We start from the raw sequence: 22,127 nt of genomic DNA on the forward strand, positions 1-22,127 counted from the left end.
AGTTTTCAAAGGTCTACTAGCTGTTAAGAAGTGAACTTCTTAACAAGCGACTTAATTAGTTTATCAAGTTCAAAACACGATGTCAAGAACTTTTTAAAATAATTTTTCAATGACTATCGAGCCGGAAGCTCTCAAGCCGTTGTCGCCGTTGCTCTATCGCAACAACAGGTAATATCTTACCAATTAGAATTGTTGTATGCAAGTGTTTTTGTAAAAAAAATTCAATTAATTTATACATCTAAATTGGTATTGGTGATTACCCACTAATATTACTACGTTTTACCCTTAATTGTCTAGATAAAAAAATACCAAAGACTTTGTGTCTTTGGTATCAAAGTTACTACTTATTTATTATCACTCAGTTCAGGTGCATCAGTAGTATATAGATCTACCATGGATTTATTATCATTTTGAGCCAACAAGCTAGTTCCATTCTTAGATCTAGCCTCTTTTAATTTCTTTAGAGCTGTACTTTTCTTATAAGAATAATCCTTCTTATTCACTTTGGTGAATCCTGGCAATTTATGGAATCTTAACAGATCTCCATTAATAACACGGTCAGAAAGTGATAATTCTGTAGTGACCCTATTAGATAGCTTTGCCTTTTCAGCAGCAGATATCTTCTTATCAGCCTTGCCAGTCTTAGTATTGTAGTAGGTTCCACCTACCTTTGTTACCTCTGGCGTCACAAAATCACCATTTCTAAACGCTACAACTTGAGAATGATCCTTAGATAGCAAGTCACTACCAAACTGAATCATATTCTTGTCACTTATACCTAACAAGTTAAGTAATGTTGGTAGAACATCAATCTCACCACCATAAGTATGGTTTATTCCACCCTTTAATCCATCCATATGAATCATAAATGGAACACGTTGATATTGTGCGTTATCAAAGTCATTAAATCCTTTAATTCCTGTTAACTTGGCCATAGCCTTCTTATGATTATCAGAAATACCATAATGGTCTCCATAGAGTACGAGCATACTATTCTTATCTAGTCCTGTTTCTTTCAGCCAGTTCATAAACTCACCGATAGATTCATCTAAGTATCTAGCAGTTTGTACATATCCATCAACGGTCTTATCGCCAGTGTCAGTTTTAGATATACTCTGGTTCTTCTTATCCAACGTATATGGATAGTGATTAGTTACAGTAATAAGTTTTGCATAAAACGGTTGTGGTAATTGTTCGATATACTTGGCAGAATCCCTCAAAAATATCTTATCTTTCATACCATAACCGACTTCATAGTTCTTCTTAATCTTGTAATAATCTGAACTAAAGAAGTAGTCATATCCCCATGATTTGTAGGCATTATCACGATTCCAGAAACTTGGAACATCCCCATGGAATGATGCGGTTGAATAACCATGTTGATCCAAAATAGCGGGTGCTGCCTGGAATGTATTAGTCGTACCATCAGTAACCATTGCAGATCCTTCAGGTAACCCAAATAATGAGTTCTCAAGCATCAACTCAGCATCGGCAGTTTTACCTTGCCCAACTTGATTAAAGAAGTTGTCAAAGCTTAACGTATCGTCTTCATGATAAAGTTTATTCAAATTAGGAGTAACCTCTTCTCCATCCCATTTGAAATCAATCATGAATTGTTGCAAACTCTCCAAATGAATAATAAAGACATTTTTTCCTTTTGCAACTCCAGTATATTCAACATTAGGCGTTACATAGTTATTCTTCATATACTTCTCAATTGAATCCAAATCTGAACTCTTGGATTGTGCCTTAACAGCGTTGGTTTGAGAAGTTTTAACTACATCATAAATATTGAATACATTAAGTCCTAAATACTTAACAATATAGTTATTATCAAATGTTCTAGTAAGTAACTGTGAACGGTCACTCTCGGCTAATGTTAGATTGGCACCAAACAGTAAAACAGCCAAAGAACTAATTAAAACAGGAATTCTCCAGTTTAATCGTTTAACATCCATTCTAATTACATGGAATGCTAGTAAAAGAATTAATATTAATACATCTAGAAAAACCAAAAAGTCAGTTGGTTTAACAATTCCCAAGATACTCTTACCTAAATTATTAGAAACTGACCCCGATCCCTTAATCAAAACCATCGTTAAGAAATCTGAAAACTCACGATAATACAAAATATTGGAGAATAACCATACAGTGTCTAAGAAATCTACTATTAATAAGAATATGTATGATTTTCTACCTTTCATATACAAAGCAATACCAAATAACAATAACATTATAGGTATAGGATTAATTATCATCAAAAATGTTTGAATCGATCCCTTTACACCTAAGTTAAATTTATTTTCATATGCATATACAGTCTTAATAGTATATAAAAGTACAGCCAAGATTACGAATCCCAGCCTAGTGTTTAAAAAATTAGAAATACTTTTGACAATACGCTTCATTATTTACGCTCCATAGATTTACTAACAACTTTTACGATGTCTCATTTAATTTTGGGCTTCTTTGAAACCGCAATAATCCCCAAAAACATCCCCAAATAATATGTAATAAATCTCCATAAAAACATTCCTAGGACCAATCCAGAAGGTGATGGAATAAATCCCGCAAACAGTGTTTTGAAACTAAATTCTGCTCCACCTGAACCTCCAGGTATTGGGAAAATAGATGTGATCATTACAATCATTATGTGCATCACTAAAACATCAACGATATTTACATGATCACAATTTAATGCTAATAGCACAAAGTACACTACAAAATAATATAAGAATAGTTGCACAATTGTTAATAATGAGGCTTTGAAAACTTTTTTCTTTTCTCGCTTCAAAACTAAACTTTCATTATAGAAACTATCGATACTTTCAATAGTTGACTTCAGAATTCTATCACGTTTCTCTTCTTTAAGAAAAAACAAAATTGGTTTAAGGATTACTTGAACCATTTTCTTAGTAAAATCGTAATAGTACATGATCATCAATAAAAATGAAATAGTAACTAAATGAATAACCATTCCAAACACAATTAAAGTGGCAAGTCCTGAAAAGTGTTGTGCTACACTCTTAAAACTTACCGCCATTGCAATAATAAAATTCACTAATACCATTGCTTGATAAATAACAAATTTCATTAATAAAACCGAGCTGGCTCTACCAGGATCTATCTTTGATTGCATCAATCCCACCAATTGTGCAGGCTGACCACCGGAAGAAAATGGCGTTATAGCATTAAACAAGGCTTGAATGAGTGGTATACGATACATTTCCCACCATCCAAATTTACGATCTTCCTTTTTCTTTAATAAGGTATGTAATACTAATGCTTCAACTCCATAAGATAGAAGTATCGATAGCAAGGCTACAACTAACCAACCATAATTCAGGCTTTGAAAAGTTGTAACTAATGACTTAAAATCAATTTTTCTAGCTTCCCACCAGAATATACTCATTCCAAGCCCAAGCATTACAAATAGCGCAACTATATTTTTTCTACTCATTATTTATCCCGTTTAGCAATTTTATATTGATCGGTATAAAAGTCATACCAAATCTTACTTAAATTATCTTCTGAATATTGTTGTGTTGCTTCTTTAGATTTTTTCTTAAATGCGTCCAAAATACTACGATCAGTTGCTGCCTTGTTAATGAAATCATTCATATCAGAATAATTTCTAGCAGGCTGATAATATCCATAGATTATAGCACGATACAAATCGAGATCTCTTAATAAAACTGGTGCACCACATGCAAATGCTTCTAGAACAGACATAGGGAACAATTCATCATATGATGGTAGCAAGAACAGATCACATGCATTGTAATAATCTACTAATTCATTCCTATCAACTATTCCGGTAAATTTCATATTTTTAGGTGCATTATCAATCATATCTTTGTAACGATCATAACCATCTGTTATTTTGCCGAATGAAAAGCCACCAGCCCAGATAAACTGAATATCAGGATTACCTTTTGCTAATTTATAAAAATCATCTATTCCTTTACGCTCTTGAACCTGTCCATCACCGAAAACAATAAACTTATCTTCTGGTACACCAATCTTCTTGCGAAAAGCTTTCTTTTCCGCATCTGATTTTTCATAAAAATTATCAGTAGAGACAAAATTAGGAATGTACTTGATTTTTTTACGATCAAGACCATGATTTACCAATTTATCAATAAAGGTTGGATTAACAACAACTATTTGATCCATTCTCTTATAAAAGCTAATAACATATTTATAAAAAACAGATTTAGCTGGTTCCGGTAAATTTATACTGCCTTCAAGTGTTTCTGGCAAAAAATGGACATAGCCTATCTTACGTCCTCTCTTTTTTGAGAAGGTTGAAAGATAGAACTGTGGATCAATTGTATGATAATGACTTAAATCACTACGACCATAATTGTTTATTTTAATATCGAACTTGTCACTAAAACGTTCTTTCAGCAAGTTTATTAGCTCTTTATAGGCACTACCGACACCTTGACCCGCCACTTTATCTGCTGATGAAAACATTGTTATTTTAATCATTCGAATACTCCTCTGGATCTATTGATGAATCTGACAATTCTTCTCTGACGAAATATTCCTCTGAACGATGATAAAAATCTAAAATAGAATTACCAAAATTATCAGATGAAATATTATAAAGAATCTTTTGTCTTGCATCACGATCATCAAAAGAATTTGGGTGATCGAGATATGCAATGATTCTAGGTACTAATTGACCATCTTGTGAGAATGTTACACCAACTGACGGATCTGTCAAAAGCTGATCAGTATATGGTGCACTTCTAACAACAATCTTTAGTCCTGATGCAATTGCCTCTATATAAGTTAAACCTTGAGATTCTGTATCACTAGAGGACACAAAAATATTCGCCATATGATAATATGGTGAGATTTTATCGTGCTCAACTTCCCCAGTAAAAATAACATTATTGCTAATACCTAAATCCTTAGACATCTGAACTAACTCATCCATATCTGGACCATCACCAACAATAACTAACATGATATCCGGATTGTATTTCAATAATTCAGGCATGGATCTAAGCATATGATCAATTTTTTTCTCTAATGCAATACGACTCAACATCAGTATTACTGGTGTATCATCTGAAATACCCAATTTCTCTCGTATATCAGATGCATTAACTGGTTTGGTGTACTCTGACAAATCTACCCCAGTAGGAATAATTGAAATTGGTGCATTTATTTCATAACGATCTAATGTAGATTTAACCTGCTTACTAGGAGCAACAACTCCTGAAGCGTTCTTTAAAAACATTCTCGACATTTGCTTTACGTGATATGGCTTCAACAGATGACCATTCAAAACATAATGCAAATAATCCTCGTACATTGTGTGATAAGTATGAACAAAAGGTATCTTTAATTGCTTTGCCACAAACTTACCCATTAATCCCATCGAAAACTCAGTTTGAGTATGAACAATATCCAACTTCAATTCTTTAGCAAGTTCAACTGCATGGAACATGCCCCTAATTGCGATCCTTCTGTCTGTAAATGATATGAATGGAACACTACCTACACGAAAAATATTAGGTTCAATTGTTTTTTTAGAAACATTAGGATCAGTTGTTGTAAAAATATAAACTGAATTCCCTTTCCGTTCCAAATCGTTCTTTAATGTCTGGATCGATGTAGCTACTCCACTAACTTGAGGGAAGTATGTATCGGTAAAAATTCCGATATTCATAAAAACATCTCCTCACAATCTTTATAATGATGATTATAACAAAAAAAAGGAGGAATCACTTCCCCCTTTACAGTCTTAATTAATTAATTTACTGAAATTGCGATTCTTCATTAAGAAATAAAAAACTGCGGCTCCAATAGCAACTACTACAACTTCACCTAATGCAACGGATCCTGCATTGATCCAAAATGGAATCTTCAGTACTAAATGAAGTTCTGCACCAACTATAATTCCATTAACAACGGCACAAATAACTGGAACGGTCCAAATTAAGCTCATCTTAGCTGGAATACGTGTTATTAAATAGCAGGCTGTCGCTGTAGCCAAAGTACCAAACAATAAATCATAAGCACCAAGCGATGCACTAAAAATATTAGCAATAAAGCATCCAATTATTAACGACCAACTATACTTATGATTAAAGAATGGTAACAACATCAGGATTTCAGAAACTCTAAACTGAACTGGTCCATATGAAAATGCGGACAATCCAGGAGCAACAGTCACTGCCACATACAAAGCAGCGATAATTGCTAGTTGAGTTATATCCCTAGTCTTTAATTTATTCATTGAAAAAAATCCCCCACTGTTTTTATTTTGGACAGGTTACCAGAAAAACTGTCTTAAATAGATTAACGTATTTTGACACAGACATCAAACTAAAAAAGAAGCCTTTCGGCCTCTTTTTAAATTAATTGTTTGCTGTAACTCTGTGTTTTGCCAATTCAGTATCAATCTGATCTAATACTTTTTGTAAATCATCCGGATTTTCAACGAAGTCATATTTGTCCCCGTCAATCTTCATCTTAGGACTGTAATCATAGTCATCATACCAACCATCATAACGACCAAGTAGATTATGGTAATACTCTACTAATGATGGGTCTTGTTCTGGTTGTTCATAATCACGACCACGTTTTTCGATACGTTTAATCATAGTATCATATGAAATATCAATATGAACTAGTAGATCTGGAGCCTTTTTAGCAGCAGCATATGGTAATTCTTGCATCATATTGTCTAGCAATTCATCGTAGACTTTAACTTCTTGCGGTGTAGCTCGTCCCATATCAGCATTCATATGAAAGAACAATGAATCTTCGTAAATTGAACGGTCCAAAACATTATTATCATCTACCATGGCTTGTTTAATAGACTCAAAACGCTTATTTAAAAAGTAAATTTGTAATAGAAATGCATATTTCTTAGGATCAGCATAAAAAAGTGGTAACACAGGATTGTTATCTACTTGTTCGTAAAATGCCTCTGTTCCTAAATGTTTTGACAAAATAGTTGCCAATGAACTTTTACCGGCTCCAATAGTGCCGCTCAATACGATCATCATTATTATCCTCCAACCAATTCATTAAATAATCTGTAAAAAATCAACATTCACTATAATACCACTTCACGACTAGATATTGTATACAAATATAAATATCAACCATATATGGTAGTGGTTTCACATGTATAGTCCTTGATGCATCAGGCTTTATATTTATTAAAAATTCCAATTTCACAATATAATTGTCATCAATGTTAGAATATTAATGCAAAAAGAGAGGAGTTAATAATGGCAATTAGACATAGAAACTATATTCCAGATAATATCGAAGTTCGAGGTGCCAATGCTAACAACCTAAAAAATCTAAATATTGATATTCCATTGAATTCTTTTGTTGCCATAACAGGTGTTTCCGGATCAGGTAAATCATCTCTGGCTATGGATACGATTTACTCTGAGGGAGCAAGAAAATATCTCAATGCATTATCGACTTATACTAGAAGACGTATCACTCAAATGGGGCAATCCAATGTCAAAGACATCAAGAACTTACCTTCAACTATTGCCTTGAGGCAACGACCAGTAGTCCCTGGCGTTCGTTCAACGGTTGGAACAATGACTGAAAGCTTAAATATCCTAAGGTTAATGTTCTCCAGATTAGCTTCCGTAAAATGTCCTAATGGACACCGTCTAGATCCAACTTTGAAAATATCTCAAGTAATGGATTTACCTACTTCGGACGAAAATATGGGAGTCCTAACGTGTCCTGTATGTCATGTACACTTTATGGCATTTGGTGCTGAAGACTTTGCTTTTAATTCCACTGGTGCTTGTCCCACTTGCCAAGGAACAGGTTTTTTAAAAACTATTGAACTAGACAAAATAATTCCTGATAAAGCATTAACAATTGCCGAAGGTGCCGTAAAATCATGGCGACTTCCTGGTCGCTCTCTACAAATAGAAGTCGTTCAAGAACTGGGCGTTAGAGTTGATGTTCCCTTTGAAGAATTGACCGATAAAGAAAAAGACATCGTCATCAATGGCAAAGGCGTCAAAAAAGAAGTAATCATCCCAACATCAACTGGTAAATCTTTCAAGCTCAATGCTTTGTACGAAAATGCTATCGATGCAGTTAAACACAGCTTGAACAGTACAAAGAATGAAAATACTCTTAAACGCTTAGGAAGATTTTATTCCGTAACAGAATGTCCTAATTGTCTAGGAAGTAGATTTGATCCAAAGCTATTTAGCAATGAATTAATAGGTAAGAATATTGCTCAAGTATGTCAATTGAGTATTAACCAATTGCAGGAATTCTGTTCAAAAATTATGAATTGGTTGCCATCTGATATGCAACAATTAGGCAAGAATCTAACAAACGAATTACTTGAACTACTACAACCAATCGATGATTTAGGATTAAATTATTTAACTCTTACACGTGCGGGAAATACTTTATCAACAGGTGAACTGCAACGAATTCAATTAGCTCGAACGATTCGAAATCAAATGACGGGAGTCCTTTACGTACTTGATGAACCAAGCGTTGGACTGCACCCAGCTAATGTTACCGGATTAATAAAAATATTACATGAATTAGTAAAATTGGGTAATTCGTTAATTGTTGTCGATCACGATACAAGTATCATTGCTGCAGCAGATTACGTGATTGAAATAGGTCCATCTTCAGGAGCTAACGGTGGTCAGGTTATCTCAAAGGGAACAGTCGACGAAATAAAAAGCAATTCTAAGTCGGTAATTGAACCTTATCTAACTGGAAAAGCTAATATTATTCAACACACTCAGACTAAACCATTCACAAAAGGTACAATTAATATCGAAATAGGTGACAGATTCAATATCCACAATATGAAAGCCAAATTTAGTAAAGAATCATTAAATGTTGTTTCCGGGATGTCTGGTTCAGGTAAAACAACGTTGGTTTTTGATAGTTTTATTAATGCACTAGAAGACAAATTAAACGGTGAACCTATTCCTAAATTTGTTAAATCACTTGATACGAATGGTATTAAAAATGTGTTGACTGTAGATTCAACGCCAATTGGTAAAAATGTGCGTTCAACAGTCGCAACATATACCAAAATTCTGGACAAAGTTCGTAAGTTATTTGCCGCAACCGACCAAGCTAAGGCTAAAAAGTACAGTGCAAGTTACTTCTCTTATAACAACAAGGAAGGAGCCTGCCCTAACTGCGGTGGAACAGGTGTGATTACTTTGGATATTCAATACTTACCTGACATGGTAGAAACATGCCCCGTCTGTAACGGTAATCGTTACAACCCTGATATCTTAAACATAACTTGGCACGGAAAAAATATTGCCGAAATACTAAACATGTCAATAACAGAAGCAAATGTATTCTTTAAAGAAGAGCACAACATTGAAAGTACTCTTGACACCCTTAACGAAATTGGACTCAGTTATTTGGAATTGGGTGAAAGCACACCTACTCTATCTGGTGGTGAAGCTCAAAGACTCAAATTAGTTACCTATATGAAGCATAGCCAAAAAAATCAACTGTTCGTTTTTGATGAGCCAAGTGTAGGACTCCATCCTAAGGACGTATCAGTATTAATAAATGTATTGAACAAATTGATAGATAATCACGCTACAGTTATAGTTATCGAACACGACTTAGACATAATTGCCAATGCTGACTACATTAATGATCTTGGTCCTGAAGGTGGGATCAATGGTGGTCAAATTATAGCCAGTGGAACTCCTAAAGATATATGTGACTCGACTGATAGTATCACTGGACACTATCTTAAAGAACATATGAAATTATTTAACATTTAAGGGAATATAATATGAAAAAACTAACTATTATTACTAGCTTAATCGCGGCTTTTATTGGATTAAACGTGACTAACACTACAGTCAACGCTTCAACGAAAGCCAAAAACTTAACGTCAATAGAAACTAGCGTTAATCACGCAGAACCCGATTCTCCACTAGTATTCTCACACCGAGGCAGCCCATATAATCAACCTGAACATTCATTTGCTGGATATAACACAGCTATTAAAGATGGCAGCCAATACATTGAACAAGATGTCTGGTTAAGTAAAGATGGTAACTTATACGTTTCTCACGATAATAATTTGAAACGTACAACTGGAAAAAACATTAAAATATCCGATTCTACAACTAATAAACTTTCAAAAGTAAAATTAGCTAATGGCGAGAAGCTTCATAAACTTAGCGATATATTCAAAGAATACAAAAATAATGTTCATTATATTATAGAAACCAAAAAAGGTGCTGGTGATAATACTGATACTGAAAAAGCACTAGCAAAACTATTAAATAAATATAAGATGAACAACAACATCATAATGCAAGACTCAAGTATTCCTGGTATTAAAGAATTTCATAGTAAAAAAGCTCAAAAAGACATTCCCATCTTATGGTTATTGGATTCAGTAACCGAAAGACAATACACGGAGGAAATTGACAACGCTCCAAGGTATATCACTTTTATATCTATTGACCAAAATCAATGGACAAAAAAGCTAATTAAAAAAGCCCACAGCAATGGGTTCAAAACCAATGCTTGGACTTTAGATACTTACAACGATAATTACAACGCCTTAAAACATTACAAATTTGATAGTGTATTTACCAACAACACTAAGGAAACTAATAAATTAATACACAAATGGAAATGACAAAAAGCTAGCCACTTGGCTAGCTTTTTTTAATGCTTAAAATAGGATCAAATAATTTCAAAGCAATACAATCAGTTGGACCAAGATCTGTAATTGCCAAATCTGGAATAGCTGTAATCGGTAGAAATGTCATGTAAAACATTGGATCGTCAACCTTACTACCTAAATCTCTAGCTGCCTTAAGTATACTTTTTTCTTGCTCAACAACTTCTTCTGGAGTCGCTTCAGAAACAATTCCTGCAATTGGCAATGGTAAGAAACTCATAACCTGTTGATTCTTAACTACAATTTGTCCCCCACCTCGGGTAATTAATTCATTTGCGGCAAATGCCATATCTTCAGCATCAACACCCATAACAATCAAATTATTATCATCTGGTGCCGCTGTCGAAGCCATAGCTCCTGACTTTAATCCCCATCCGGATGTAAATCCTAATGATTTATTTCCATTAATACCAAATCTCTCAATTACTGATACCAGTGCAACATCCTTAGATGGATCAACTTGTATTTGATGATTTTTAACCTCTAATTCAACGTCACGTCTCTTTCGTACAAATGGACCAACACTCTTAATCGTTTCAACATTAGCAATTCCATTTTCAATATCAACATTATATGCAAAATCAGAAGGCGATAACTTGTCTGCCTTAACAGAATTCATAATGTTTTCAGAATATTCAATAGCAGGAGCACTGTGCTGCTCTACCACCTTACCTTTGGAAATAACTTCAGAAATTTCAAATTTATCAAGATCAGCAACAAATAAAATATCAGCATCACGATTGGGAGCAATCATACCAACTTGATCATCAATTCGATATGCTTCAGCTGAATTGATAGTAGCCATTTGAATAGCAGTAATAGGTGGAACGCCAGCTTCAATTGCCAAGCGTACAACGTGGTCTAAGTGTCCCAGCTCAGCAATATCAGTTGCAGTAACATCGTCTGTACAAAAACTCACATGACGTGATACATCTGCCGCATTCTCAGTAATTGCACGAATATTTTCTTTTAAGAAATGTGTAACTGATGATTCTCTTACTACAACATTCATACCCTTACGAGCTTTTTCCAGTAATTCTTCATGATCATAACTTTCATGATCTACACGAACACCACTCATCAAATATTGATTAAGCTTTTTACCAGTTGCCATCGGTGAACAACCCCAAACGGGTTTATGAGCATCCTTGGCATATAGCATAGTCTTTAAGGTATCTTCATCTAATTCTTGAATATCTTCACGAACTGTTTCCCAGACTCCATAAACATTAGATTGTTTTAAAAGTTCCTTTTGCATATCCGAATCAATATTTTCAGCGATAGTCGATTGTGGAATCGTATAAGGAGTTTTAAATGGTGCACCCCAGAATAATCTCAAATCAGATTTATCAATTTCATTAAATATTTCCTTTAGACCTTCCAAGCCAATAACTGATATATATTCATCTAACCCCGAAACAATACTTGTTGTACCATGGGGAACTACAGCTTGTGCAAAACTTGTCATGCTTAATTTACTGCATTCCACATGAATATGTCCGTCAATCATACCGGGTACTAAATATTTGCCATCAGCGTCAATAATTTTAGTGGATTCACCAACGTAATCTGAAACATCATCATCCACCGCAACAATTTTATCCTTATAAATAGCGACTTGAGTTGGATAAATTTCTTTAGTTGATACATTGACTAAGCGACCATTCTTGATTACTAAATCAGCTGGAATGTCAGCTGCTCCGGCTTTGATTAAATTCTTGAAGTTATCCATATCTAACAAAATAGTACCTCCTATTTAGGTAAAATATTAATTGTATAAAGTAAAACAATAAATACTACGAACAAGATATACATAATTGGATTGATTTCTTTTCTTCTACCTGCAGCAAGCATAGTTAGTGGATAAGCTAAGAAACCGAATGCAATACCATAAGAAATATTATAAGTAAGTGGCATACCAACAATTGTTAGAAAAGCTGGCATAGCAATCTCAAATTTGCCCCAATCAATTTCTTTCATTGACTGTGCCATCAAAATACCAACGATGATTAATACTGGTGCCGTTACATTAGAGGTTACAACTGTTAATAATGGTGAGAAGAACATTGCAAGTCCAAACAAAATTCCAACGACCATCGAAGTTAATCCTGTACGACCACCGATCGCAATACCAGCACTAGATTCAACATAAGCTGCTGTTGGAGTTGTCCCCATAACTGCCCCACCTAACATTGAGATTGAATCGGCCATCAACGCACCACCAATACGAGGCATTTTATCATCCTTCATAAATCCGGCTTGTGCTGCTAATCCGATCAAAGTACCAGCTGTATCAAAGAATGCAACTAGCAAGAATATAAGAACGACGGACCACAATTGTGGTTGACTAATATCACCTAAGTGAGCCACTCCAACACCAAATGTTGGTTTCATACTTGGAATAGTAGAAATAATATGACTTGGTAATGGAATTAACTTAGTTACTAATCCTAAGATTGTAGTCAAAACCATACCAATAAAGATTGAACCGGGAACTTTCTTCGCCATCAATGCGGCAGTTACAACTAAACCAAAAATAGTTAGCCAAGTAGTAGGCACTGTTAATGATCCCATTTCAACTAATGTAGATTTACTACCCGTGATTAGTCCACCACCTTGAAATCCAACGAAAGCAATAAAAATACCAATACCTGCTGCCATTGCTAATTTCAAATCGTGTGGAATTGCATCAATAACAACCTCACGTAATTTAACTAATGAAAGAATCAAAAACAGAATACTAGAAATAAATACACCGGCCATTGCTGTTTGCCAAGGAATACCCATGGCCAAAACAACTGAATATGTAAAGAATGCATTGTCACCAAGTCCAGGTGCAATTGCGATTGGATAATTTGCTAATAGTGCCATTAATACCGAACCCAAAATTGCTGATAATGCAGTTGCAGTGAAAACTGCACCCTTGTTCATCCCTGCATCCCCTAATACTTGAGGGTTGACGAATAATATATACGCCATAGAAACAAAGGTTGTTAATCCGGCTAAAACTTCACGTCTTACCGTTGTTCCATTCTCTTGAAGATGGAATAACTTCTCGATAAAACTCTTTTGGTTCATTGATGTATCCATTTTATTTAATCTCCTTTTGAATTAAATGCGAATATCGCACTCGTTTACAAAAGAAGTATCTCAAATTTATATAATAATATCAAGTAAAATACGATTGATTTTTATAAATATTTTTCTATTGTTCGTATTTTACAAATATTTTTATGTTTTAAACGGTTGATTAATAATTTTATCCTTGTTATTCTTAACAATATAAAAACAATATAGATTAAGGAGCTAATTACCTTGTTGCCTAAAAAAATTACGAGAGAATTCATTGATGGATTACCAAAAGCCGAACTTCATTTACATTTAGAAGGGACTCTTGAACCTGAATTGAAATTAAAATTAGCGCAAAAAAACGGCATCGACATTGGTCAAACTACCATTGAAGATGTACGTAAATCTTATGACTACGATTCACTTGCTTCATTTTTAGCGGTCTATTATCCAGGAATGAATGTTTTACAAACCGAGGATGACTTTTATGAATTAGCAATGGAATACTTAAAGCGTGCTAGACAAAATGGCGTGCGCCACGTAGAAATGTTTTTTGATCCTCAAGCACATTTAACACGCGGTATCTCATTCAGTACATTCATTAATGGATACCATCGTGCTTGTATCGATGCTAAATCTATCAATATTGATGCACAATTAATCATGTGTTTCTTACGTGATATGCCTGCACAATTTGCTAATGAAGTACTAGAAATGGCAAAACCTTACCGTGACATGATTCTCGGAGTGGGATTAGATTCAGATGAACATCACAATCCTCCATTAAAATTTGCACAACCATATAGTATTGCAACCGCGCAAGGTTATCATAAAACAATGCACGCTGACATTGATCAAGTGGATTCAATTGAACACATTAAACAAGCCTTGGAAATAATTGAAGTTGAAAGACTAGATCACGGTACTAACATTGTTGAAAATCAAGATTTAGTTGATTGGGTAAATCAAAAACAATTAGGACTTACAAGTTGTCCACTTTCCAATGGATTCGTTACTAATGATATGAAGGGAAAAGAAGTAGTTGAATTAATGAAGCAAGGTGTTAAAGTATCAATTAATTCAGACGATCCAGCATATTTTGGCGGATACATTGGTGATAACTATGAAGCCATTGCTGAAAAGTACAATTTAACAGCGGAACAATTAGTAATATTTGCTAAAAATTCTTTCGAAACATCTTGGATCAGTGACTTCCAAAAAGAGACTTACTTAAAAGAAATAGATGATTTTGTAGAAAAATTCTAAGTATGATTGCAGTAAAAGAAGTTATGACACAACTTCTTCCGTTTAACTACAAACAAAACACCCCCGCATTTACTTACGTAAATACGAGGGTGTTTTAGATTATACTCAGAAGTTAAACGTGTTTTACCACACTCTGTTTGATTCTATCTGAACATCGTTTTGGCAGCTCTAGCCATAACTTTTGGATCCTTTTCATAATGATGCATAGGCGTCATTTCTGTTAAAGGAATCCCTAACAAAGTATAAACCGCTCTTTGCGCTGCTCTAAATGAGTATTGCTCTGTAAATACCATATCAAATGGTTGTTCACAAAATTGGCTAATGAATGCCAAATTCTTACTATGCTTTGGAACGACATCTGGACGATCTCCAACAGCTCTTTGATTGAACATAGCACTAGCATATGGAAGATATACTGGAATAACATTAACAATACTGTCCATAATTTCCTGTGTATGATTCTTAATATTATCTTTACTTGGATCCACTTCAGCTAAGTGTCCTAGTAACTCTTGAAGCATCTCTTTACCTGTCATTTCAATAACTGGTTTTTGTACATAATCACCATTACGACGTGGGTACATGAAATAGCCCCAGAATGTTGATTCATTTGGCTTTTGTGCTTTAAAGTGTGGCTGATGATGAATAACCAATGACATCAGTGGTGTACTATCAATCCAAGTATTCAACGCATTACCTGGTTCTTGTTCCGTAATTCTTGAAATCTCATTGAGCAAATAATGATTATTAGTTGTAACGGTGAAACTCAACCATTCACTTTGTGTGCGATCACCGAAGAACTTATCAGGATTACCTAATGAATAGAACTTCTCTGCTGCTTTCTTCCAAAGTTCAGCACTCGGAGCGTACTCTTCTTTCTCAGTAATAGCAGTATTGAAATCTCCAATTGATGAACTATCAGTAATTGAACCATTAGTATCAAATACTAAATCATTCTCATCAATATCTAAATGACCTTCTTTATTATCGTTATCTACTTCTTCATACTTCAAGCCTGTGACGATAATATCATCTTGCAATGGCGTATCTTTGAATTCCAAATCTGTAACCTTGCGATTATTAATAAATGTTACGCCACGGTCTTCCAAATACTTACGCATTGGTAAAATAATACTCTCATATTGATTGTATGGTGATCTTGTAACACCTTCCAATGTATTGATACGTGTAAATTCCAGAATCATACGATTCATATAACGACGCAACTCAACAGCTGAACTTGCACGCTTAAAAGCAAAGGTTGTTTGCCACATGTACCAGAAGTTAGTCGTAAAGAAATGAGGACTGCTTGCAAAGTATTCAGCTATGCTTACATTGTTTAATCTTTCTTCATCCTTTTCTGGCATCATCATTAACTTAGTCAATAACATTCTATCTTTGTTATTAAATTGCATGTGTCTATAATTATCTTTATTATTCTTAACACGTGGACCATTGTGATCAATCAAACGACCAACGTCATGTGTCGGATGTGCATGGTCAAAATTAAGAATATCATCTGTAACTGTTTGACCCGGATTGTCTAATGAAGGAACCGAACGTAATACATCCCAAAGATTCTCAAATGTTTCCTCATTGAGCATACGGCCACCCTTGGCCAAAAATCCCTTGTTATTAGACAAAGCTTGATTACTATATTCGTTCTCATATTCTGAAACAGCAGCACCATCATTAGCACCATGTTTTTCAAGACCCATCATAGTGATTTGGTCACCCTTAAATCCGCCATCACGAATCAAGTAAATACCAGCAGCTAAATTACCAATACCTGTACCAATCATATAAGCTTTCCTTGTCATATTATGACCTCCGTTCAAATTGTTACTCCCTACAACCTAAATATAGCTAGTTTGCGAACGAATGTAAAGGCTTTCTAAATAATATAGCTAAAAGTTGATAAAAATATAATATATTTATTGATAATTGAATAAATAAAAAGCGAAATAAACTAATATTGAATGTATAGCTTTAATATAAACAGGTAAAAGAACTTCCAAATTTTTTTGTTTACCTGATCAGGATAATAAAAGTTGAAAGCAAAATATGCTTTGGAAGTGGTAATATGTCGACTCCAGGAGTATAAAAATCAGGCCGCTATGGGGACCGACCCGAGCCAAAAGACAGTCTCAAGTCTCGATTTCGAACTTCGCAAAGTACACGAATTTCAAAATACGTCCCGTGGTGTAAGGCTAGAAAACCGCCGACCTAACACCACCTCCACAGCGCCCCTAATTTTCCTACTCCTTACAGCTAGTTTACTCTTTGTTTTGATAAACAATGTGATAACCGGAGTATCATCTACTTTTATATCCATAATGACTAAAGCATAAAGGTCTAAAGTTTATTTCAGAGCTTTAAACACTTAATTATAATCAAAAAGAAGTACCTTTACATAGATTAATAACTTATACAAAATCTCTGATAATACAATTAAAAAGATTAAATCAACCATAATTATGAGCAAGAATGGATTTATCATCTAATACAAATAATTATTAATCCAATAATGAGACTAATATTTTCAGCAACTAAATTTTTTATTGCAGTAGGGAAAGTCACCTTTTTATCCTGCTTATCAACAAACTTTCTTGTATTTTTTATTACCAATGGTATGGATAATAAAACAAATAATATTCTCCAATCAATCAGCCTCGTTAATACAGCTAATATAACTGTTATATATCCCATGATAGCCAATACTCGATAAATAACTAATCCAGCACTTTTACCAATTACAATAGGCAAAGTTTTTCTTTCATTCTGAATATCTTGTTTAAAATCAGAAAGATTATTAGCCAACATAATATTTGCAATCGTTGCAATAGGAATCACACAAACCAAAAAAATTGTCAAAAATGCTTGTCTATTAATTAATGAGTTAGGGACATTAACATAAATTGCTATAAACGGAATACCCAACCCCATCGTAACACCTGAAAAAAATTCCCCTAAAGGTAACCTAGATAAAGGCAACGGACCATATGTATAAAAAATACCAATTACGAAACAAGCGACTCCCATGTAAAGTAACTCTATTCCCGTCCTTATTACCAACCATATACCTAAAGCACTAGAAATTAATAACATTGTCAATATCAATATAGTTACAAGTTGGGGGCTAATACTTTCACGACCGATTACATTAGTATTTTCTTTATATTTTTTACTTTTTGCTTTTCTAAAATCCATCAAATTATTAATTGCTGTAGTGGTCATATCAAAAATCAACATAGCAACAAAAAAAATAATTGTGTTTGCAATATTCAATCTATTAAAGTATGCAACTGCAAACAGTGTTCCAACAAAAAATGGCAATATACTTGCTAGCTTGGTTTTAATTTCCACTAACTCTAAAAAATTGGGAAACGACATATTTTTAAACCTCCTTTATTTACTAAGAATTCCATCTAGTACTGTATGCATCTAATACATTAATAATTTCAAATAGCACATAAGCTATTATACTAACAACAACTATACCAGCATACATTACTGGATAATTCATCTTCTGCCATTGATCAAAAATAAAATATCCTATCCCTAATTCGGATCCATATTCCTCCGTAAAAAACAATATTGCGAACGATGTACCTAATGCAATCCTTAATGCAGATAGCACTCCTGGTAATGAAGCTGGCCAAATTACATTAAAAAAGATTTCTAAGGAATTTGCATTTAGAACTTTTAAAGTTTGATAATAATCTTCCGGTATTTGATTCACTTGATCTCTAACTGAGACTATAACCTGAAATGAAACAGCAATTATTAACATAATTATTTTGGATGTTTCACCCAAACCAAATAACAGCATGACTATCGGTAGCAATGCTACCTTTGGAATAGGATAAACAAAGTAAACGATGGGGTTTAATAAACTACCTAATTTAGGTACTCGTACAATCAAAATCCCGACAACAATTCCAATTAATGAAGATATTCCTAATCCCCAAAATATTCTATATAAACTAGCGTAAATATGAAAAGCAATTCCTAATTTCAATAATCCTGGAATTTCTTTATATACCACGACTGGCGTGGGTAGAACACTCAAATTAAGTACCTTTGCAATAAGTTCCCAAACTAAATTAATGACAAGAAACGAATATACTGTATTTTTCAATTTTCCCAAGTATCATCCACTTCTTTCTGTAAGAAAGATAAACAATCAAAATAGTTTTTATCATCACTATAATCATCAGATAATTTATTAATAAGTGGATTCTCCATAATTATTCCCGTCCCATTATTCTTTAAAACAAGGATTTTTGTACTTAATTTCAATGCTTCGTCTAAATTATGTGTCACCATAATTGTAATAGTTGGATTTTTTCTCCACTGATTTAAAAATAATCGTTCTGCAGTTTTTTTTACTACAGGATCTAATGCTGAAAATGCCTCGTCGAAGATCAATAAATCTGGTGAAATCGATAATGATCGAGCTAATGCTACTCTTTGAGCTTGACCTCCACTGATAAAATTAGGAAACTTTTTTGAAAGCTTATCAATTTTTAGTTCTCTCATCAATTCATGAATTTTTTCTTTCTGATGTTTACTCAAACGACTATGCTTTTTTATACGACTGGCTAAATATATATTCTGTTCCACTGTTTTCCAGGGTAATAATCCATAATTCTGTGGTACAAAAGATACGGTTGTAATACCCAAATCAATTTCATGATTATTTAACTCTATTTCCCCATGAAAAGGAATTAGTTTAACTATCGACTTAATAAGAGTTGTTTTGCCCGCTCCAGAAGGACCAATGATAGCTAATATTTCGTTTGATGAAACTGAAAAGTTTATATCTTTTAATACAATTTTATTGCCATATGATACTTCTAAGTTTCTAACCTTTAGCATTGTTTTTAACTGGGACATTCATAATATAGTTTTCAGGATTAATCTTCTCGGTAAAAATTTTATTTTCCTTTGTAAATTTCAATACATTATTAAACGTATTAAGGTTAACTTTCTTCGCATATTGATACTCCGGCATATCAATGTTTTTTGATACTTCTTTTGGTAAAGACAAATCCTTTGATAAAACCATTCTATAAGTTCCATCATCACCATTATTTAAATCTTTTACAGCTCGGTTATAAGCTTTATAAAACTTAGCTTGTAACTTAGTATTATTTGATATTTTCCGATTGAATGCTAACGCAGTAGCGCTAAACTTTTTTGGATTACTTACGCCAAAAACATTGAGTCCTTTGGAACTTGCCATTGTAAGAAATGGTTCTGGTACTACGGTTGCATCAATTTTATGTTGAGCAATCATTTGTAGCCTTGTTGGTATATCCGGTATGCTTTTTTCTGTAACATCAGCTAAAGTCATTCCATTATTATTAAGATTTTCATCTAAATAATAATTAATAACAGAATTAGACATCATCCCTAATGTTTTCCCACGAAGATCTGAAAAACTATCAATATTTTTATTTGCACTGACTATTCCAAATTTTCCAGTTAATGATGTACCTAATTTCCATCCCGTATTTCCCTTGATATAAGACGTATACATAACTAAATCGGTAACAGTTCCGTCTAATTTACCACTTGAAACAGCAGCATCTCGCTTTAATGCATCCTTAAACAGTGTCATCTTCACATTAAGGCCTTCATCTTTGAAATAACCCTTACGTTGAGCAATATATAATGGTGCTGAATCAGGAGCTGGCATTGTGCCTATATTTATTTCTGTCATTTTTTTATCGGTATTATTTGTTGCACTGTCACTTTTTTTTGGACTACAACCCACTATTGTGATCACACACAATACTGTAAACAATGCTAAAAATATTTTTCTGATTTTCATAATATTTCTCTGAATATATCCAAATATTCAGTTTTTCCCCCTATTTTTTCAAATAAAATAACGAGATACACTTAATAACATGCATCTCGTTATTTACCATTATTTAAATAGATCAAATAATTGATAATGTGTTGGATCTCCAGGTAATAGGAAATTGAATCCTTCTTGGAAAATCATCAAGATAAACATAATTACTACCATTACAAACATTAGCTTTATTGCAAAGTTACCTAATCCCTTAAATTTAACATCAGGTGTTGGTGTTAAATCCTTTGCAAAAATCAAGTTAAGGCCACAAAAACCAACTACAACTATAAAAGTAATAAGTGACCATGTATAGAAATGAATTCCAAGTACTGCTGGTCCAAACCCTGGATCTTTAGGTGCAATATGAAGTAATAACTGTCTAACGGAAGAAACCATCCCAAAAATCGAATAAACTAGCGATAATCCATACCCCCGTGCATACTTATCAACTGTAATGTCACCTTTTAATGTTTCAACAATAATAAATGCCGGTCCAAACGCTGTCATTGCCATTGACATACGCTGCATTACACACAACGGACATGGCAAATCATGAATTATTAGTTGTGCTGAAATTGATCCTATTAACATAAAAGAATATCCAAATACAAATATAATTGCTAAAAGGAATCCTATTGAACTCCATTGATTACTACGTTCTACGCTTTTATCCATTAATCTCTACCCCCTTATAAACTAATTGGTAATTGGCTAGTTGCATGTAACTTGAATAGGATAATATCAAGTACCAAAACAACTGTAAAAATTATTAAAACCTTTTTTGACGTATCATGCTTAAACGTCAGTAAATAAAACAAATATGACATAATAAATAAAATGATAATGTCCATTTTCAAAGCCCCCTAAGCTATATTCAAAATCAATTTAAGCTTAACAATTAAATAGTTATTTGTAAAACTACAAAAAAAATTAAACTATCCATAATTAGAATTATTTTTGTGTTATTAATTAATTTAATATTTTGACCTTTATTTGGCACGGTATATGCATTAATTCACAATTTATTAATTTTTAATCACAAAATGAATATATCTTCTAAAATGCCTGGCAAATCAATACATGTGAAATTTTTACTAAAAAACATGTTTCATAGTAAATATCCACCAGCTTAGCTGGTGGCTTTTTATTAGCCCTAGAAGGGCTTGCCACACGCAAAAAGCCCCTTAAAGGGGCCCAACAAAAAACTACCAACCGCTA

General features: G+C 33.6%; 18 protein-coding genes. 3 read left to right on the forward strand and 15 right to left on the reverse strand.

Going from position 1 to position 22,127, the window contains the following annotated elements:
* Positions 1-344: 344 nt before the first annotated feature.
* From EKM79_RS10410 to EKM79_RS10435, 6 genes are all read right to left on the reverse strand, one after another.
* On the reverse strand, positions 345-2,408 hold the full coding sequence (locus EKM79_RS10410) for an LTA synthase family protein (RefSeq protein ID WP_125568527.1): 2,064 nt from the start codon (positions 2,406-2,408) through the stop codon (positions 345-347).
* A 41-nt stretch (positions 2,409-2,449) separates the two neighbouring features.
* The gene (locus tag EKM79_RS10415) at positions 2,450-3,460 is read right to left on the reverse strand and encodes a lysylphosphatidylglycerol synthase transmembrane domain-containing protein (protein ID WP_125568529.1); all 1,011 of its coding nucleotides are present in this window, start codon (positions 3,458-3,460) and stop codon (positions 2,450-2,452) included.
* Positions 3,460-4,494 carry a glycosyltransferase family 4 protein gene (locus EKM79_RS10420; RefSeq protein WP_125568531.1) on the reverse strand — a complete coding sequence of 345 codons (1,035 nt, stop codon included), beginning with the start codon at positions 4,492-4,494 and terminating at the stop codon, positions 3,460-3,462. The genes EKM79_RS10415 and EKM79_RS10420 overlap by 1 nt, the downstream gene beginning before the upstream one ends.
* Entirely contained in the window at positions 4,487-5,686 is a 1,200-nt protein-coding gene (locus EKM79_RS10425; protein WP_125568533.1) for a glycosyltransferase family 4 protein, read from the reverse strand. Before EKM79_RS10425 ends, EKM79_RS10420 begins: the two co-directional genes overlap by 8 nt.
* A gap of 75 nt (positions 5,687-5,761) precedes the next feature.
* Positions 5,762-6,256 (reverse strand): QueT transporter family protein, encoded by a 495-nt coding sequence (locus tag EKM79_RS10430; RefSeq protein WP_125568535.1) that lies wholly within the window; start codon positions 6,254-6,256, stop codon positions 5,762-5,764.
* A gap of 121 nt (positions 6,257-6,377) precedes the next feature.
* Positions 6,378-7,028, reverse strand: a complete 651-nt coding sequence (locus EKM79_RS10435; protein WP_125568556.1) for a deoxynucleoside kinase — start codon at positions 7,026-7,028, stop codon at positions 6,378-6,380.
* 231 nt (positions 7,029-7,259) lie between these two features.
* Here EKM79_RS10435 and EKM79_RS10440 point away from each other — a divergent pair, with 231 nt between their 5' ends.
* Together EKM79_RS10440 and EKM79_RS10445 are read left to right on the forward strand one after the other, a co-directional pair.
* The gene (locus EKM79_RS10440; protein WP_125568536.1) at positions 7,260-9,791 is read left to right on the forward strand and encodes an excinuclease ABC subunit UvrA; all 2,532 of its coding nucleotides are present in this window, start codon (positions 7,260-7,262) and stop codon (positions 9,789-9,791) included.
* A gap of 11 nt (positions 9,792-9,802) precedes the next feature.
* Positions 9,803-10,663 (forward strand): glycerophosphodiester phosphodiesterase, encoded by an 861-nt coding sequence (locus EKM79_RS10445; RefSeq protein WP_125568538.1) that lies wholly within the window; start codon positions 9,803-9,805, stop codon positions 10,661-10,663.
* Between the two features lie 19 nt (positions 10,664-10,682).
* Here EKM79_RS10445 and EKM79_RS10450 read toward each other — a convergent pair whose 3' ends face one another.
* The gene (locus EKM79_RS10450; protein WP_125568558.1) at positions 10,683-12,440 is read right to left on the reverse strand and encodes an adenine deaminase C-terminal domain-containing protein; all 1,758 of its coding nucleotides are present in this window, start codon (positions 12,438-12,440) and stop codon (positions 10,683-10,685) included.
* Between the two features lie 20 nt (positions 12,441-12,460).
* Positions 12,461-13,798, reverse strand: coding sequence for an NCS2 family permease (locus EKM79_RS10455; protein WP_125568540.1), 1,338 nt, complete (start codon positions 13,796-13,798; stop codon positions 12,461-12,463).
* 228 nt (positions 13,799-14,026) lie between these two features.
* Here EKM79_RS10455 and add point away from each other — a divergent pair, with 228 nt between their 5' ends.
* Positions 14,027-15,043: an adenosine deaminase gene (gene add / locus EKM79_RS10460; RefSeq protein ID WP_125568542.1), complete on the forward strand. Its 1,017-nt coding sequence runs from the start codon at positions 14,027-14,029 to the stop codon at positions 15,041-15,043.
* A 143-nt stretch (positions 15,044-15,186) separates the two neighbouring features.
* Here the strand turns inward: add and EKM79_RS10465 are convergent, their stop codons facing one another.
* From EKM79_RS10465 to EKM79_RS12285, 7 genes are all read right to left on the reverse strand, one after another.
* Positions 15,187-16,863, reverse strand: a complete 1,677-nt coding sequence (locus tag EKM79_RS10465) for an oleate hydratase (RefSeq protein WP_125568544.1) — start codon at positions 16,861-16,863, stop codon at positions 15,187-15,189.
* Positions 16,864-17,539: 676 nt separating this feature from the next.
* On the reverse strand, positions 17,540-18,436 hold the full coding sequence (locus tag EKM79_RS10470) for a 1,4-dihydroxy-2-naphthoate polyprenyltransferase (protein WP_125568546.1): 897 nt from the start codon (positions 18,434-18,436) through the stop codon (positions 17,540-17,542).
* Between the two features lie 22 nt (positions 18,437-18,458).
* Complete coding sequence (locus EKM79_RS10475; RefSeq protein ID WP_246005672.1) at positions 18,459-19,184, reverse strand: ABC transporter permease; 726 nt, start codon at positions 19,182-19,184, stop codon at positions 18,459-18,461.
* Positions 19,181-19,942 carry an ABC transporter ATP-binding protein gene (locus EKM79_RS10480; RefSeq protein ID WP_125568550.1) on the reverse strand — a complete coding sequence of 254 codons (762 nt, stop codon included), beginning with the start codon at positions 19,940-19,942 and terminating at the stop codon, positions 19,181-19,183. The genes EKM79_RS10475 and EKM79_RS10480 overlap by 4 nt, the downstream gene beginning before the upstream one ends.
* Positions 19,911-20,771 (reverse strand): ABC transporter substrate-binding protein, encoded by an 861-nt coding sequence (locus EKM79_RS10485; protein ID WP_164506075.1) that lies wholly within the window; start codon positions 20,769-20,771, stop codon positions 19,911-19,913. The genes EKM79_RS10480 and EKM79_RS10485 overlap by 32 nt, the downstream gene beginning before the upstream one ends.
* A 210-nt stretch (positions 20,772-20,981) precedes the next feature.
* On the reverse strand, positions 20,982-21,584 hold the full coding sequence (locus EKM79_RS10490) for a disulfide bond formation protein B (RefSeq protein ID WP_125568554.1): 603 nt from the start codon (positions 21,582-21,584) through the stop codon (positions 20,982-20,984).
* A 14-nt stretch (positions 21,585-21,598) separates the two neighbouring features.
* The gene (locus EKM79_RS12285; RefSeq protein WP_164506076.1) at positions 21,599-21,760 is read right to left on the reverse strand and encodes a DUF5993 family protein; all 162 of its coding nucleotides are present in this window, start codon (positions 21,758-21,760) and stop codon (positions 21,599-21,601) included.
* Positions 21,761-22,127: the final 367 nt, after the last annotated feature.

This window comes from Companilactobacillus insicii, assembly GCF_003946015.1.
Taxonomy (GTDB): Bacteria; Bacillota; Bacilli; order Lactobacillales; family Lactobacillaceae; genus Companilactobacillus; species Companilactobacillus insicii.